Raw genomic sequence first — 16,403 nt, 5'->3', positions numbered from 1 at the left:
GGCGTATACCGTGCTGCCTCAATCGATTGTCAGGACGACTTTCCCCCGGCCGTGACCTTGTTCGATTTCCCGATGGGCATCGGCAGCCCGATCAAGGGAAAATACTTTGCGGATATGAATGCTTAGCTTTCCTTGCTCGTATAAGTCGATGAGCTCGGCGAGCCGCGCTGCCGACCGCTGGCTGCGGATAGAGCGGACCCCCAGCTCCTCCGCGATATCGAAGGAGACAATCGTGCCGATGCGGCTTCGGTCCGCAACCAGCTCGACCGAGGCGCGAAGCGCATCGCTGCCCGCCGCATCCAGGGCGGCGTCTATGCCGTTCGGCGCGAGGGCACGGATTCGTTCCGTCATCCCGTCACCGTAACTGACGGGGATCGCACCGAGCGAACGGAGGTAATCGTGGTTTCTCACGCTCGCGGTTCCGATGACCTTGGCGCCCCAAGCATGCGCCAGCTGGACGGCCATCGAGCCGACGCCACCGGCAGCCGCATGAATCAATACGGTGTCCCCGCTCGCGACGCCAAGCTCCTTTAAGGCGGTATGCGCCGTTTGTCCGGAAGCGGATAAGGAGCCCGCCACCTCCCAGGGCATTTGTCGCGGCTTAAGGGCGACCTGCCCGGCCGGAACTGTCAAATACTCGGCATAGCATTGCAGAATGCGGAAGCCGAGTACCTCGTCTCCGACAGAGATCGAAGTAACACCTTCTCCGACTTGGTCGATGATTCCGGCGAATTCATTCCCGGGAATTTGCGGAATGCGTATCGAACCTCCGGGCGGCGTCCATCCGCTCCGAACAGCGAGGTCGGCCGGCTGAACTCCGACTGCCTTCACACGAACCCGCACCTCTCCGGCCTCTGCTTGGGGTGTATCGACTTCGATGGTTTGCAGCACCTCCGGCGGTCCAAAGGTATAAACACCTGCAGCTTTCATAGTGTAATCCTCCTTTTAGCTGCGGGATGAAGGAAGAAATCCTGATCCTTTTCCCGGCAGCAGCTAAGTTGTTATTTATTTCGTCCTTTAGGAGCTGGTAATATAAGAAGCGTTCATTTCAGCTCCCGTTTGGTGATTCCGATTCCATCTCCATGCTTTTGCTGCCTACAGCCGGAACAAGTGCGGCATCGAACGCTTCTGTGCTGCGATTCCTTCGCCGGATTTTGCCGAATTGAACCGTATAAACCAGCAGGACGATCCCGAATAAGGCTGCAAGCACGAGATAAATATTGCTGAACACAGCGGCGTCGGGGTGCAGATGAAGCGGATTCCAGCTGGAGCCGGAGCCTTGATCGACCGCTTTGCTATATAAGCTCGCGGAGACCGCGCCGGCAATAAAATTCAGCATCGAAAGCAGCCCCATGCCTACTCCGCTCTGCTCCTGAGGTAATGTCCGCGAAATCGCATTGGACAAGGCGATATATAAGAACGATTGTCCGACGTTGCCGAAGATAAGAATCAAAGCAATCCATATTGGTGACGTGCCGGCAAAGGAAGATAAGAGCAGGAAACAGCTCAATAGCAGGGCGGAAGCCGAGTAAAACAGAAACGAATTGCCTTTTGCATCCGCCAATTTGCCGCCTTTTCTGCCCAAGATTGCCGTTGTAACGGCCGCGGGAACCATGACAAAGCCTACAAGGCCAGGAGCCAGCCGATTGACCTCGGTTAACAATTGCGGACTCAGAAACACGAGGGAGTAGCCGATCCCGGTTGCCGCAAAGGCAATGACGAGTCCGAACGAGAAGCTCCTGTTGGCGAACAGGCCGGGCTTGATGAATGGCTCCGCCGCCGATCGAATCCTTATGGCAAACAGGAGCGTCAGCAGAACAAAGGCTGCGCCAAGCAGCCAGATCTCGTAAGTAATCGAGAGCAATAGCGCGGCGACGGCTGCCGCCAGCAAGCCGCACCCAAGCCAATCGATGCGCCCGGCTGCTTGATGCTCGTCGTTCAAATATTTGCGGTAATAAGGCAGCGCAATTAGCGTGAACAGAGGCATGCAGAACAGCCACCGCCAATGAACGAGACTGACGACCAGAGCCGCGACGACAGGCCCTATCGCACTGCCGATGGCCAAGCCGGTCATTGCTATTCCCAGCGCCCTCCCTCTGCGTTCAGGCGGAAAATAACGAATCGGAATCAAAGCCGATGATGCGGGAATGACGGCAGCTCCCACAGCCTGCAAAGCTCTGCCGACTATAACCATCCAGTACGCTTGAGCGGCCAGACCGATCATGGAGCCGGCGGCAAAAAAGATCAACCCGAACGTAAGCAAGTGCTTCAGCTTAAAGGTGTCCGCCAGCTTCCCGTATATAACGGTTCCGAGTGCGTAAATCAGAAGAAATGCGGACGATACCCAGCTAACCTGTGCGAAGGAAAGCTGAAAGTCGTCGCGGATTTCAGGCAATACGATATTGAACATCGTTGCGCTCATCACGGAAATGACCAGCGTAAACGCTAAAATGCGTATTAGTTTTTCTCCGGCATGCTGTGAGCTGACCGCATCCATTGTTGCTTTTGTCTCCATAGCAGCATACATCTCCCTTCTTTTCAGCCGTCGGAACGGCGCGAAACGGCAAACCCTCTTCCCGGGAAGGCGATTGTTTTCCTTATGTGCTTTATTTTATAATCGAATTATTATAAACAAAAATATATTTTAAAGCATACAATATATACACTTGAGTATATGAATAGGAGGGGCTGCACTATGGAGCTTCTGCAATTGCAATATTTTCGGACGGTTGCCAAGCTGGAGCATATGACGAAGGCGGCTCAGCAGCTGCATATCGCACAGCCTGCGCTTAGCAAAACAATTGCGAGGCTGGAGGAGCATGTAGGGGTGCCGTTGTTTGACCGGCAAGGAAGACATATTCGGCTGAATACGTTCGGCAAAACGTTCTTGGACAAAGTGGAGGCAGCCTTAACGCTGCTGGAGGAGGGGCAAAAGGAAGTTGCGGAGCTGGCAGGCATGGAGCATGGAAGCGTTCATCTGGCGACGTCGACCTTGGACCGGCTGTCCGAGCCGTTGGGGGAGTTCCTCGAACTCCATCCGGACGTCAACTTTCGCATAACGCAGGTGCAAATGGATGAGATGGAGCGGCTTGTCGAGAACGGGGACGTCGATTTGTGCTTTACGGCGCTTCCGATCGATCGTCCCGGTATTTGCGCAATGCCCGTGCTGAACGAAGAAGTGTATCTCGCCGTTCCGCCGGGGCACCGATTAGCGGACCGCAAGAGCGCGGCGTTAAGCGAAGTGGCGAAGGAGCCGTTCATCGGCTACAAGGAGACGGCGCTGTTCCAGCAGCTGAACGACTCATTTTTCCGTGAGGCGGGGTTTACGCCTAACTTTGTGTGCCGGGTCGACGAGCCTTCGGCCATTGCGAGCCTGGTGCGCGCAGGGCTTGGCGTTGCGCTGGTAGGCAACTGCGGAGGGCCGAACACTCCGTTCCACATGCTTCATATTGAAACGCCGGTTTGTCAGCGCAGCTTTCAGCTGGCATGGCATGAAAAAAGGTATTTGTCCCTTGCAGCCCGCAAGTTCAGAGACTTCGTCGCGGAATATTATGCCCGGACGGACAAGGGGACTCCAAGTGAAGGGAAGCAGCCTCGCTTGGCGCTATGATGAGGGATTGTGAACCAGACCGTGTGTTCTCATCAAAGCCGCTTCCATAAACGGTATTTTATCGTGAAGCAGCTCAATAGTATTGCGAACAGAATGGTCACTACTACCTTAATAATCATGGTCATTACCCCTTTAACATCCGTTTAAAGAACAATATACCATAATTTTACACTCCATTCCTATAGTGATAGCTAGAGTGTGGAGCCACGGAGCTTGTACAGCGGAACGGTAGTTTAAAGTGACTACTCCTTCTCCCGGTTCATATTGCGGTAATGCTGCGGGGAAAACTGCTCGTGCCGCTTGAACATCCGCGACAAGTAATGGGGCTCCATTCCAAGCTCGGAGGCGATTTGCGCCAGACTCCGATCCGTCGTCATGAGAAGCCGCTTCGCTTTTTCGATCCGGCTGTTGTTGATGTACTGGATAGGCGAGACGCCTTGCATGGATTTGAAAAAATGGATGAAATAATTGGGGCTGTAATTGACGACGGCCGCCAGCTTTTCCACCGACAAGTCCTCGGACAGATGATCCTCGATATAGCTTATGATTTCATTCAGCTTTTGCAGCGAAGGATTGGAGGCAGGCTCGATCCCATCCGGCAAGCATTCCTCGAGCAAGTGCGTAACCAGTACCGCTAGAGCCGTTTTGGCGCGAAGGGGCGCAAGTGCATCCGTGCTCCGGTAAGCTTGCAGCAGCTCTCTGAATGTATCGGCAAAGCGCCCGGCATGACGAACCGGGAAGCTGATCGGCATAGAGATCAAATGAAACAGATGCATTTCACCGACCTTCGCTTGAAAATGGCACCAATATTTCGTGTACGGCCGTTCGGATGAAGTAGAGTAGGAATGGACGACGCCTGCGGGCAGCAGTACGACATATCCGGCCTCGGGTGCATGCTCACGGCCCTTGATTTTAAACCACCCATTCCCTTCCTCGATATAGTACAGGCAGCTGAAGGGCGGCGCCACGTTCCAATTTCTCCATTGCGGCGTGACGCTGCTGTGGCCTACGGTGAGGACCTCCAGCTGCAGCTTCTTCAAGTAGTTCCCAAGCCATGCGTCATTCATCGGATATCCCTGCTTTTGATCGTAATGGGCGTTACGACGCCGAGTCCAGTATAGCATAGCATAAATGCATTTCGGGATGTAACCTAGCGGTTTGTTTGCAACCGCAATCGTAGAATTGTGCATAGTTGGCGGAGGAATGTGCATGGTTCCTTGCCGGCCGCTGACTTACAATGTAGACAGAATGTACGTCAGCGAATCAGGAAGGGAGCTCGATTGCGAATGAATCGGTCGGAAGGGGTAACGATATACGTCTCGAATGGAGGAGACGACAACGGTGACGGGAGCGAGAGGAACCCCTTCGCTGCATTGGCCAGGGCGCAGCAAGCGGCCAGGCTGGCTTCAGCCGGCGGTGCGGCGGTGAACGTCCGCATTCAGCCAGGCGTCTACTATTTGGAGGAGCCGCTGCGATTTACGGCGGAAGATTCAGGCAGCGCCGAAGCCCCTGTCGTCTATGAAGCGGTGCATGGCGGGGAAGTCGTCCTCAACGGAGGCATCCGCCTTGATTTGCAGTGGGAGGCTCATGAGGGCAGCCTACGCAAAGCACGTGTGCCCCGTGGCTTGCCTATCGATCAGCTGTTTGTGAACGGAGAAAAGTGGGATATGGCGCGCTACCCTAACGCCAACCCGGATGTGCGGATCTTTAACGGTTATGCGGCGGATTGTGTGAGCCCCGAGCGGGCGGGCCGATGGAACGATCCGGGGGGAGGATATCTCCATGTGATGCACAAGCATCTATGGGGAGACCATCATTACCGTATCACGGGAAAGGACGAGCAAGGGAGCTTGCTGTACGAAGGCGGCTGGCAAAATAACCGGCAAAAAGGAATGCACGACAAATACCGTTTTGTCGAGCATATTTTCGAGGAGCTGGATGCCCCACGCGAATGGTATTGGAACAGCAAGGAAGGAATGCTGTACGTATTCCCCGATGAAGCGACGGACTTGGCAGGCGCAGTCATTGAGGCGGTCCGGCTGCCTCATTTGGTGGAGCTCGCAGGAAGCAGGCAGGAGCCAGTACGTCACGTCGAGCTGCGCGGGATTACGTTTCGCCATGCGGCGCGGACGTTCATGGACAACCGGGAGCCGCTTCTGCGCAGCGACTGGACGATTTACCGGGGCGGCGCCGTCACGGTGCAGGGGAGCGAGGACTGCGCTATAGCGGATTGCCGGCTGGAGCAGCTGGGAGGCAATGCGATCTTCGCCAACGGATACAACCGCCGCTTGACGGTGCAGGGCTGCCATCTGGACCAGATCGGAGCGAGCGGGATTGCATTTGTCGGACGCGCCGATGCAGTGCGAAGCCCGCTGTTCGAGTACGAGGAGCGCCAGAGCATCGGACAGCTCGACATGGAGCCGGGCCCGCTCTCGGACGACTATCCGGCGGATTGTCTCGTCGAGGACTGCCTCATCACCCGCTGCGGAACGGTGGAGAAGCAGTCCGCACCCGTGCAGCTGTCCATGGCGATGGACATCACGGTGCGCCATTGCTCGATATATGATGCGCCCCGAGCCGGCATTAACATATCTGAAGGGACATGGGGCGGGCATCTGATCGAGCATTGCGACATATTCGATACCGTGCTCGAAACCGGAGATCACGGCTCGTTCAATTCATGGGGCAGAGACCGCTATTGGGGGCTGACCGATGTCGACCTGAACGACCTGAACGAGTTGAATGCGGATGCTGCGGAGGAGGAACGGGAGAGGGAGCGCAGCTCGCTACCTCTGCTGGACGCGGTGAAGACGACGATCATCCGCAATAACCGATGGCGATGCGATAACGGATGGGATATCGATCTGGACGACGGATCGTCGAACTACCACATTTACAACAATCTGTGCCTCGCCGGCGGCATCAAGCTGCGAGAAGGCTTTTACCGTATATGCGAGAACAACATCATGGTGAACAATTCATTTCATCCCCATGTGTGGTACAAGGGGAGCCGGGATGTGTTCCGGCATAACATCGTATTCGCCGATTATTTGCCTATTCGCGTTCCTCAGCCATGGGGGCTCGAATGTGACGGGAACTTCCTGCACGTGCCGGGGCTTGGGTGTGCACAGCCGGCTTCTCAGCTGCAGCAGCTATCCGGCAGAGACGAGCATTCCGTCAGAGGGGATGCCGGGTTCATCGACCCTGCGGCGGGGGATTACCGGGTGGCGCCGGACTCCGCAGCGATGCGCACCGGCTTCGTCAATTTTGACATGGACCGGTTCGGCGTTCGCAAGCCGGAGCTGAAGGCTGTGGCCCGTACGCCGAAGCTGCCTTCCTATGCGGCGCCCGCAGCATCGTCGGGATCGGGCCGGGATGCGAAGCTGGTGCGGTGGGGCAAGGCGATGGCCAAGAACATCGTCGGCTTAGGCGAAGTATCGGCAGCAGGACTTCCCGAGGAGTCGGGAGTCGTTATGGAAGCCATTTCTTGGGGCAGCTGGCAGCTTGAAGCGGGACTACAGGTCGGCGATGTCCTGTGGACTATCAACGGCCGGCGAATCGAGCATGTAGATCAGATGATGGAGCTGTATGAGGGAATTACGGCCGGGGAAGCCTGGAAGCTGACGGTGTACCGGGGGCAGCGAGAAATCGAGCTGCAGTGGACAAAGTCTTAACGGACGGCAGGACGATACTGCCGGTCCGTACTTGAGGGCAGACGGCCTCCCTGAATACTAGCCCTTTTAGGACAAAGGTACAGGAGTTGTCTTGGCCGGATGAATACTATAACAGCAGAAGAAGAGTATTTTCATTCCTGGCTGTTAAGGGGGCTCCACCATGTCAAGATTGGTTCCTGACAAATGGCTGAAAACGAATGTGCTGCTCAAGCACCAAGGAATAGCAAGACATATTCCCGAAACGAGAAAGTTTACCGGCCCGCAGCTGGCCCGCATGCTGAACAAATACGGCAGAGTGGTCATCAAGCCCAGCTTGGGGACCGGAGGACACGGCGTGATTCTCATATACAAGCAAGGAACATCCTATATGATTCATCATAAGCAATCCGTTACGAGGAAACGGACCCTTCGGGGAATGCTTAAAGAAATTAACCGGCTGCGGCGAGGCAGGGCGTATCTGGTGCAGCGGGGCATCAGCCTGGCCCAAATCGACGGCCGTCCCATTGATTTTCGGGTGAAGCTGATCGTGCGCAATGGGCGGTGGATTACGAAAGCCATCGTGGCCAAATGGGCCAGACCCGGCTTGATCGTCACGAACATATGCCAGGGAGGAACTCTGCTTAAAGCACGCGATGCGATTCGCCGATCGTTATCCGTTGCTCCCGAGAAGAAGGTACGGAAGCTGAGAGCATTATCTTATCGGAGCATGCGGATACTTTCCGCCTCCTTTCCCGGTATCGACAAGCTGGGCTTCGACTACGGTGTAGATACGAGAGGGAGAATATGGATGCTGGAAGTGAATACGAAGCCTAGTTAAAGGTTATTGCATTATCAGGTATCGACGCGAGCTCGGGAAGGACCTATGAACCTCCATATGGGGTGCGGTCTTAAACGGGCTCTTTTTTTGCATCCTCCTTAATAAAATCTTCACCAAATGATGGATTCCATTTTACAAGTGTATTGTAAGATGAAATTAATCCCACGTAAAAAGTATAAATTGAAATGAAATTAATTGCTTTTTATTGGGAGATTTGAACTAATAAGGAGGAAAATCATGAAGCACCATCTGAAGCTGTTGGTCATTTCGTCCATCTCCGCCGCTACGCTCGTCACATCGGCACCACTCTCTTTACCTACCGTACAAGCGCAAGAGGCATCGGTACAAGGAAGCCTGTCCGGTACGGCCGTCGCGCCGGCCGTCCTGTCCAATGCCGTGTTGGACCTGAAATTCGACAATAATGCGGTCGACAGCTCAGCAAGCGCGGTATCTGCTGCGGTTTATGGAAATCCTGAGTTTGTGCAGGGACGTATCGGACAAGCCATTCGCTTTAAAACGAAGGGACAGTATGTTGATTTGGGAAATCGCAGCGAGTTCCGTTTTGGGGACAGCACCGATTTTTCGGTTGCCTTCTGGATTAAATCCGAAGGAATCGTCGGCGATCCGTCGGTTATTTCCAACAAAGACTGGAACTCGGGAAGCAACACCGGTTGGATTCTGGCTGTCAACGGCTCGGGTTCGCTGATTTGGAATTACAAAACGTCGCAGAGCAGCCGGATGGATTACTGCATGCCGAATGTTGCCGACAATAAGTGGCATCACATCGTTGTCTCGCATGACCGGATCAACGGGAAAGCCCGCTTTTACAAAGACGGCGTCCTTATTAATACCATCGATATTTCCGCAATGAAGGGAACGCTGGATTCCCCTTATACGACCAAAATCGGTCAGGACGGCACCGGCAAATACGGCTCTACGTTGACCGCACAGGTGGACGAGTTGCAAATGTACCGAAAGGCTCTTAGCGATTCGGAGGTTCGCGGCTTATTCGATAGCGCGCCTCCGCTGCCGCCGACTCCGGTTCAATCCGTTACGTTGGATCGTACTGCGCTCAACTTGAAAGCCGGGGCTCCCATGCCGCTAAATGTGACGATTTCTCCAACTGATGCGACGGTGAAGGACGTAAAATGGACCTCCAGCAACGAAGCGGTAGCGAAGGTGGAGACGATCAACGGCCGACCGACGGTTATCGCGGGCAAGCCTGGCGACGCAACCATCACGGTGCAAACGACCGACGGCGGCAAAACCGCTTCCGTAAAGGTTCATGTATCGAACTCTATCGATGTGGACGGAGACGGCTTGTTAACGAAAGACGATTTGAAAGAAGTGCTGAAAAATCAAAACAGCAGCGAAGGCGACAAGCGGTGGGACAAAGCGCAAACGGCCGATCTGAACGATGATAAAAAAGTCGATCACGCCGATGTTAAAATCATGGAGGACAAGCTGGAGCCTTATAAAAAGGATTTCCTGTATAAGCGGGTCGTGTTCATCGGAATCGATGGCGCCGGGAATGCAGTCAAGGATCCGCAAGCCAACGCAACGAACATCAAGAAGCTGATCAGTGAAGGCGCTGCAACTTATGAGGCGAAAGCGATGCTTCCGACCATCAGTGGGCAAAACTGGGGCTCCATGTTCCATGGCGTCGATCCGTCCAAGCATAAACTGACCAATGAAATCGCCGATGCCGTTCCTTATCCGGAGGTTAACGACTACCCGTCGTTCATGAAGCTATTAAAGCAGGAGCGTCCGATGCTCCAGCAGGCCTCGTTCGCTACATGGTCGCCGATTAACAAAGGGATCATCGAGGATTCGGCAGGCGCTTATAAGGTCAACGGCGGCAAAGACGAGACGACAACGCAAAAGACAGTGGACTACATCCAGTCGGAGGGCTTGAACGCCCGCAGTATTTTTGTCCATTTGGATGAGGTGGACGGCGCAGGCCATACGTATGGGTACTACACCCCGAAGTTTTATGAGCAAGTTCAAAAAGCGGACCAATATGTCGGCCGGATCCTTAAGGCACTGGAAGAAAAAGGGCTGACGGAGGATACGCTGGTTGTCATTACTGCGGATCACGGCGGTAAAGGGACAGGCCATGGCGGCAGTACTCCGGAAGAACAGACGATATTCTGGGCGGCGAAAGGAAATTCGATCAAGCCCGGTACCGTGCTGGCAGGTGAAGTGAGAAACATCGACACGGCGGCTGTCGTAGCTCACGCATTGCGCCTGGATATCCCGTCCAATTGGGATGCCAAAATCCCTGCAGGGCTGTTCGACGAGAAAAAATAACATAAGCATACGCTGCAACAAGGCAGGTACGGACCTCTTTTGAGAGGTCGGTACCTGTTTTTCTTTGTGCAGCGTTTGGAAAAAGACTGGGCTTTCTTATGTCCCCTTTTTCCCTGTTTCAGTCGCTTTCAACAAAAAGAAATAAAAATTTACGAGAGCAGGTTTACAAAGGAGCCATGTCAAACCTTACCTAATGAGAGCATTTTTTAAAACGGAAGGGAGAGGATCATGGATGTTTCAAGCTTCGAGGAGTGTGAGAGTGTTTGGGGCTTATCTTGCTTTGCTTGGCATAGCGCTCTTTCTTATCCCCGGATTTCTCCGGGAGCTGCTTCGTTTGGCCGATTTGCCGACCGTATGGCTGCGGTTTATCGGGGAGCTGCTTTTTTTCTTGGGGGTGTATTATGTTTTGGCTGCTTGGAAACGGTGGACGGAATTTTTTTATGTCTCCGTCGTGCTGCGGGTCCTTGTTTTTTTGAGCATCGTCAGCTTCGTATTCATGGGGCTCATGCCTTCATTGTTTTTCGGGTTATCGTTGATGGACCTGGCTGGAGCGGCTTGGACCTTATTGGCACTTCGCCGGCGATAGCGACGGGAGTGAAGGCAGCTACCGTGGCTGCAGTTGAGACTTTACTTTATTGCTGTACACGTAATAAGGGATGAAGGAAATCAGAGTGCTTACTGGATGCCTGCCGCCCTCAAGCGCTTGCAATATTCCGACTTATAAATCATCCAGGCAATAAACCAGTGGGGGATGATTGAGAACCCGATTTCCGGAACTAAATGAAAGTAGAATTTGATGGGCCCCCTGTATGTACGAACGGCTATAACCGGCATTGTAGTGGCCGTATCATGTCACAGTCCTTCAATTTTTTCGGTTAGGGCTGCTATATCCCCCCGATCGCCGTAAGTACATATTCTAATATATTCTCCATATACACGAGAGCGGCCTTTTTCAAGGTTCATCCAGTTGTTTCTTGTTATCAGGTCGTTTTGATAGACAGTATCGAAAACATACGGGATGCAATGTACAGTCTGCGGCAAATAGTTTGCCAAGGTACGGTACTGACGGCCGGCCCCGTGCGCCTTGCATATAAACAACAAGCTTTGGATAGCGCTAAAATCGAAAACATCTCTGGCGAATTTTACGTTTTCCAGGGTGTTTCTCGAACGGTCTTCATATACGATAGCATTCTCAGGAATTCCGGCTTGCAGGAGCTTGGAGACGATTACATGGGATTCCGGAGACGCGGCGTTCTCCCATTCGGAATGCCTGACAGCTGTCGGACTAACTCCGCCGGTTACTATAATGGTCTTTCCAAGACCGGCATGGTAGGCTTTGGTTGCTTTTTCCCAGTGCCCCGGATGGGTGCCGCCAAATACAAAAATGGCATCGCAAGGAACAGGCTCCTGTTGTTCGAGAAAGACAATAGCAGTCAGCTTATCGACTTGCTGTTGAGTCAGGTTGGGAACCTCAGGTTCCTTGGGAATTTGCGGCTTTTGCTTCATGAATCCACCTCGACTTTCTATCTTTCAGGGTTCGAATATGTACATCACGAACAGAATCATTATACATCCGTCTTCCTGTATCTACCATATTTTAGCGCTGATAAATAAATGATAAACAAGGAACCATGTAGGGATAAATTGGCGGAACAAAAACTTTTTTCAATATTCCTTGACAGGAATATTCCTTTTGGGGTATATTGTTAACGAAAGGAAGATAAACTAAAGATAAAGGAGATGGTTTTACCAAGAGACCATAATTTAACGAGGTGAATGACATGTCAGGGAAGAATCCGGGCATGGATATGACGACGCTGAGCGCTTTAGCCGAACCGAATCGGTTAGAAATCGTCGAGCTCTTGCGCAACGGTCCCTTGACCGTAGGGGAAATCGCAGACCGGCTGGGACTTCGCCAGCCCCAGGTTTCGAAGCACTTGAAGGTGCTTGGCGACAGTGGAATTGTGGAAGTGAAGGCGGAAGCCAACCGCCGAATTTACAAGCTCCGACCCGAGCCTTTCCAAGCACTCGATTCATGGGTGAAGTCCTTTCGGCTTGATATGGAAGACCGATTTGAAAGTTTGGAACGTTACTTGCACGAGCTGCAGAGTAAAGATAAATTATAAGATCATTCAAATAAGAGGAGGATTTACAATGTCTAACAATGCAATGGTTTCGAGAGTAGAGAACGATCGGGTGCTGGTACTGGAGCGTGTGTTCAATGCACCGCGCGAGCTGGTGTTCAAGATGTTTAAAGAGCCTGAGCATCTGAAGCACTGGTGGGGACCAAGAGGCTGGGATATTCCGGTTTGTACTATCGATTTCCGTCCGGGTGGCGTTTGGCATTACTGCATGAAGTGTGTCGACAAAAACCAAGGCGATTTTTACGGTATGGAATCTTGGGGCAAAGGCGTTTACAAAGACATTGTAGAGCCGGAGAAAATCGCCTACACCGATTATTTCTCGGATGCCGAAGGCAATTCCAACGAAGAAATGCCGTCGACCGATGTTACGCTGGAATTCGTCGATCTGGGCGGCCAAACGAAGCTGATTAACCGTGGGGAATATGTATCCGCGGAAGCACTTAAGACGGTTATGGACATGGGCATGCTGCAGGGCATCACCGAAACTTGGGACCGTTTGGAAGAGCGCTTGAACGAGCTCAAGTAAGATATGTACAGCCGTCCGGCTTTTTGAAGCCGGCGGCTGTTTTATTTTTGCAGCATCTTTGTACCTGTTAGGTTGGACTACTCGTTGAAGGCTGCAGTCGGTCCGCTATGTTTAACAAATCTATTAAATACATACCGTATAGTCGGTCCCACAACGATGAGCTGAAGCGGGAACGCAAATACAAAATTTTTTAATACAAAAGAAAAGTAGCTCGCGAGTAAAGAATCTCCATGCAAGTTGCCGGTAACATATGCAGTCCCCAATCCATACAGGGACATAACGAGCACCATTCCGCTCACCATGAAAAACGCAAGGGACACAATGACCAGCCCCTTCCTGGACTTGTCGTACGGTAACGAAAAAGCGAGTTTCTTGGCTACCGGCCCGACAAGAAAGAGTTCCACTACGGAAGCAATGATAAAGACAAGAATAAGCTGCAGCAACACTTCCTTCAAGGTGATCGTGCCTATCAAGCCGTTGGTATAGAGGTTGTACAATGTCATGAATACGACCATCCCGGAGCACATCATCAGTCCAAAATAAACCTGTTCTTTCTTCGTTGTCGGCAATTTCCATCATCCTTTCTACTCTAGTAATTATAGAGATGGCGGAAATTTCTCATAAGTGAACAGTCTGTGAACATTTTAATGCTTCGTCATCAAGCGTTTCAAACGAAGCAAATCATCTCAAAAAAATGAAGCACCCGCCCGATGCAGAATGCTTCATTTCACTTCATATGAGGAATCAAAAAGCGAAGGTGTGGTTTCGGTACAATGTAATATATCCACTCCCTATAGGATGGGTGCCGATGCAACTGAAAAAAGTAAAATCTGTGAGGATTTTCCTGCATGACAAATATAACCCCATGGCAAACGTCCATACATTATTCATGGATCCGGCATAACTTGATTTTGAGGTAAACACCTCAAGTCAAATTGGAGGGAGATATCAACTATGAGCGGCTGTGGAGTAGGAGTAGGCGGATTGTTTACAAACAGTGCCATTATTTTGGTTCTTTTTATTCTGCTAGTCATTGTTCTTCGTTCCTGCTTTATTTAATTGATTGGCCTATGCCCATGCTCCTCTATGGAGCATGGGCTTTTTCTTTACTTATCGGCTGACCGAAATAAACTTTAAACCGACCGGGCAAGGCGGAAGCCAAGGTCCTCTATGCAAAAGGTCGGATGGCTGCGGCGACGAACCGTAGCCCCGCAGCCCCGGGCCTCCTCGGCCCAGCTGCCTCCCCGAAAAATCCGGTAAGAGCCGTACTCTTGTTCATCGTATAAATCCCAGCACCATTCCCAAACATTACCTAGCATATCGTACAGTCCCCATGCATTAGGCTCCTTTGTTCCAACGTCATGAGTGCCGTCCCCCGAATTCTCGTTGTACCAGGCAATCTTATCAAGCTCGCCGTACCGATAACCGACGGTTCCTGCCTTACATGCATATTGCCACTCCGCTTCCGCAGGAAGCCGATATCCGTTTGCTTCCCAATGACACCGTATAGATTCGCCGCCGTTGCTTATGGAGTAGCACTCCTTCAGCCCGGCTTTCCTTGACAGCAGATTGCAAAAGCGGATGGCATCATTCCAGGAAATGTTAACCGCCGGTTTCCGGTTTCCGTCAATGGAATGAGGCGATTGATTAGTAACAGCATAGTAGAAATCCGCAGTTACAGGGTAACGGGCAAGAAGGAACGGTTGGATTTGTACGCTCCATTCGGTCTTCTTTCTATCGTCCCGCAATGCCACTTCTCCCGCCGGGATCAATACCATGGGATAATTCATGTCCATGTCATTCGACACCCTGTCGTCCTCCCAATGAGCAGCCGTACAATTTTACCAATCTTACCCTACGGGTACTGCGAAATCAACACTATACGACGTTGGTCTCAACGAATTCGTATCAAGATCCGAAGCTCTGGAGGCAACAAAAAAAGGAGTGCGCCTCCGTTTCCGTTGCGCCTCCTTTGTCATTATTTGGCCAAGCTGGACTGCTGGGTGAAGAAAGAAAACGACATATGGCGGTCGAGTGCCATATTGGCCGCGCCCAATGCGCCGCCGATTTCCTTGAATTCGCCGATATGGACGACAGTAGCCGTCGACAGCTGGCTCATGGCTCGCTGTCGCATCACTTTGACGGCTGTCTGCACATAGCTAGGGCATTCCTTTGGAATCGTCCCGCCCAAGATGATCGCTTCGGGGTTGAGCAGGTTCACCAGGTTAGCCATCGTAATGCCGAGATAGGTCGCCGCTCGGGTGATCACCTGGCTGGACAGCTCGTCTCCTTGCTCGGCGGCTTGGCATATTTCTTCGGCTTTGAGCATTTGCAGATCAAAGCCGGGCTGCAGATGGAGCGACGAGTGCGCTCCCATGCGCAGCAGCCTGCGCGCCTCCAGCTCCATCGCCGGCGTCGCGGACAGCATTTGCAGGCAGCCGTGGTTGCCGCACGGACAGAGGGGGCCTTCGGCATCGACCGTCGTATGGCCGATTTCGCCTGCGCCCCCCAAGGCGCCGTGAATCAGCTCGCGATTCACGTAAATGCCGGCACCGATCCCGGAATCGATGCCTATATAGACCATATGGCGATAGTCTTTGCCAGCGCCATAACGGCATTCGGACAGCCCGCGCGCACGGCTCCGGTTCAGTACGACGGTAGGCCAGCCGAGCGCTTGCTCCAGCAGGGAACCGAGCTCGACCTGCTGCCAGCCCATGACAGCCGAGCTGCGCAGCAGCCCGTTGTGCGTGTCCACCAAGCCCGGAACGCCGATACCCAGGATCGGGATGGGACTTTTGTTGATTTTCTTTATAAAGTTGGGGATTTCCGTGACCAGCGCTTGTATGGCGGCCTCCGGGGTCAGAGGACTGAACGGAATGCGAACTTTATCTATCGTATGGCCCAGCAGGTCGAATGCGCCTAATGTCCAGGTCTGATGATTCAGATCGGCGCCAAGAATCGTATGGGAATAGGGCACGAGCTCCAGATTCGTGGCAGGGCGGCCACCTGTCGATTGCCGCAGCACCGTTTCATGGACAAGCCCAAGCTCAATCAGTTCATTAATCGTGACGGAAATCGTAGCGCGGCTTAAATCGGTCGATTGGGTAAGCTCAATGCGGGACATCGGGCCGTGTACTCTCAGCATTTGGAGAATAGCGGTTTTGCTGCCTTTTTGGTCCCAAACTTTACGAATATTTTCCATAAGGTTCCCTCGCCATTCATTTCGATCTCAAAATAGTTTTGCATTTACCATACCAAAATTACCGGAAGTTAGCAATGGGGGAGTCGGAACTAACGTAAACTATTTGACAAAATAAATCAA

14 protein-coding genes are annotated in these 16,403 nt (G+C 52.6%); 7 read left to right on the top strand and 7 right to left on the bottom strand.

All coding sequences use genetic code 11. From position 1 onward, the window contains the following. Window positions 1-18 precede the first annotated feature (18 nt). Window positions 19-930 (bottom strand): NADP-dependent oxidoreductase, encoded by a 912-nt coding sequence (locus DVH26_RS33040; RefSeq protein WP_239629869.1) that lies wholly within the window; start codon window positions 928-930, stop codon window positions 19-21. Window positions 931-1,048: 118 nt separating this feature from the next. Then, entirely contained in the window at window positions 1,049-2,497 is a 1,449-nt protein-coding gene (locus DVH26_RS33035; RefSeq protein ID WP_239635569.1) for an MFS transporter, read from the bottom strand. A 198-nt stretch (window positions 2,498-2,695) separates the two neighbouring features. Here DVH26_RS33035 and DVH26_RS33030 point away from each other — a divergent pair, with 198 nt between their 5' ends. Further along, the gene (locus DVH26_RS33030) at window positions 2,696-3,610 is read left to right on the top strand and encodes a LysR family transcriptional regulator (protein WP_239629868.1); all 915 of its coding nucleotides are present in this window, start codon (window positions 2,696-2,698) and stop codon (window positions 3,608-3,610) included. Between the two features lie 242 nt (window positions 3,611-3,852). Here DVH26_RS33030 and DVH26_RS33025 read toward each other — a convergent pair whose 3' ends face one another. Continuing rightward, complete coding sequence (locus DVH26_RS33025; protein WP_239629867.1) at window positions 3,853-4,677, bottom strand: AraC family transcriptional regulator; 825 nt, start codon at window positions 4,675-4,677, stop codon at window positions 3,853-3,855. A 219-nt stretch (window positions 4,678-4,896) separates the two neighbouring features. On the opposite strand from DVH26_RS33025, the gene DVH26_RS33020 reads away from it, so the two are divergent. The 4 genes from DVH26_RS33020 (at window position 4,897) to DVH26_RS33005 (ending at window position 10,997) form a co-directional block, all read left to right on the top strand. Then, the gene (locus tag DVH26_RS33020; RefSeq protein WP_239629866.1) at window positions 4,897-7,284 is read left to right on the top strand and encodes a PDZ domain-containing protein; all 2,388 of its coding nucleotides are present in this window, start codon (window positions 4,897-4,899) and stop codon (window positions 7,282-7,284) included. 160 nt (window positions 7,285-7,444) lie between these two features. Beyond that, window positions 7,445-8,101 carry a YheC/YheD family protein gene (locus DVH26_RS33015; protein ID WP_239629865.1) on the top strand — a complete coding sequence of 219 codons (657 nt, stop codon included), beginning with the start codon at window positions 7,445-7,447 and terminating at the stop codon, window positions 8,099-8,101. Between the two features lie 237 nt (window positions 8,102-8,338). Next, entirely contained in the window at window positions 8,339-10,411 is a 2,073-nt protein-coding gene (locus DVH26_RS33010) for an alkaline phosphatase family protein (RefSeq protein ID WP_239629864.1), read from the top strand. Window positions 10,412-10,643: 232 nt separating this feature from the next. After that, window positions 10,644-10,997 (top strand): hypothetical protein, encoded by a 354-nt coding sequence (locus tag DVH26_RS33005; protein ID WP_239629863.1) that lies wholly within the window; start codon window positions 10,644-10,646, stop codon window positions 10,995-10,997. 266 nt (window positions 10,998-11,263) lie between these two features. On the opposite strand, the gene DVH26_RS33000 is transcribed toward DVH26_RS33005, so the two are convergent. Continuing rightward, the gene (locus DVH26_RS33000) at window positions 11,264-11,917 is read right to left on the bottom strand and encodes a YdcF family protein (RefSeq protein ID WP_239629862.1); all 654 of its coding nucleotides are present in this window, start codon (window positions 11,915-11,917) and stop codon (window positions 11,264-11,266) included. Window positions 11,918-12,192: 275 nt separating this feature from the next. Between DVH26_RS33000 and DVH26_RS32995 the strand changes: the two genes are divergently transcribed. Then, window positions 12,193-12,537: an ArsR/SmtB family transcription factor gene (locus tag DVH26_RS32995; RefSeq protein WP_239629861.1), complete on the top strand. Its 345-nt coding sequence runs from the start codon at window positions 12,193-12,195 to the stop codon at window positions 12,535-12,537. Between the two features lie 28 nt (window positions 12,538-12,565). Further along, window positions 12,566-13,081 carry an SRPBCC domain-containing protein gene (locus tag DVH26_RS32990; RefSeq protein WP_239629860.1) on the top strand — a complete coding sequence of 172 codons (516 nt, stop codon included), beginning with the start codon at window positions 12,566-12,568 and terminating at the stop codon, window positions 13,079-13,081. Between the two features lie 77 nt (window positions 13,082-13,158). Here the strand turns inward: DVH26_RS32990 and DVH26_RS32985 are convergent, their stop codons facing one another. The 3 genes from DVH26_RS32985 to DVH26_RS32975 form a co-directional block, all read right to left on the bottom strand. After that, a complete protein-coding gene (locus DVH26_RS32985; RefSeq protein ID WP_239629859.1) occupies window positions 13,159-13,650 on the bottom strand; it encodes a DUF2798 domain-containing protein in 492 nt (163 codons plus the stop codon). 564 nt (window positions 13,651-14,214) lie between these two features. Continuing rightward, a complete protein-coding gene (locus DVH26_RS32980; protein ID WP_239635568.1) occupies window positions 14,215-14,859 on the bottom strand; it encodes a formylglycine-generating enzyme family protein in 645 nt (214 codons plus the stop codon). Between the two features lie 200 nt (window positions 14,860-15,059). Then, window positions 15,060-16,283, bottom strand: a complete 1,224-nt coding sequence (locus tag DVH26_RS32975) for an ROK family transcriptional regulator (RefSeq protein WP_239629858.1) — start codon at window positions 16,281-16,283, stop codon at window positions 15,060-15,062. Window positions 16,284-16,403 lie beyond the last annotated feature (120 nt).

The sequence above is a fragment of the Paenibacillus sp. H1-7 genome, assembly GCF_022354825.1.
In the GTDB taxonomy this organism is placed as follows: domain Bacteria; phylum Bacillota; class Bacilli; order Paenibacillales; family NBRC-103111; genus Paenibacillus_S.
Note: the sequence above shows the minus strand (reverse complement) of the source record. Positions and strands in the feature narration are given on the sequence as shown.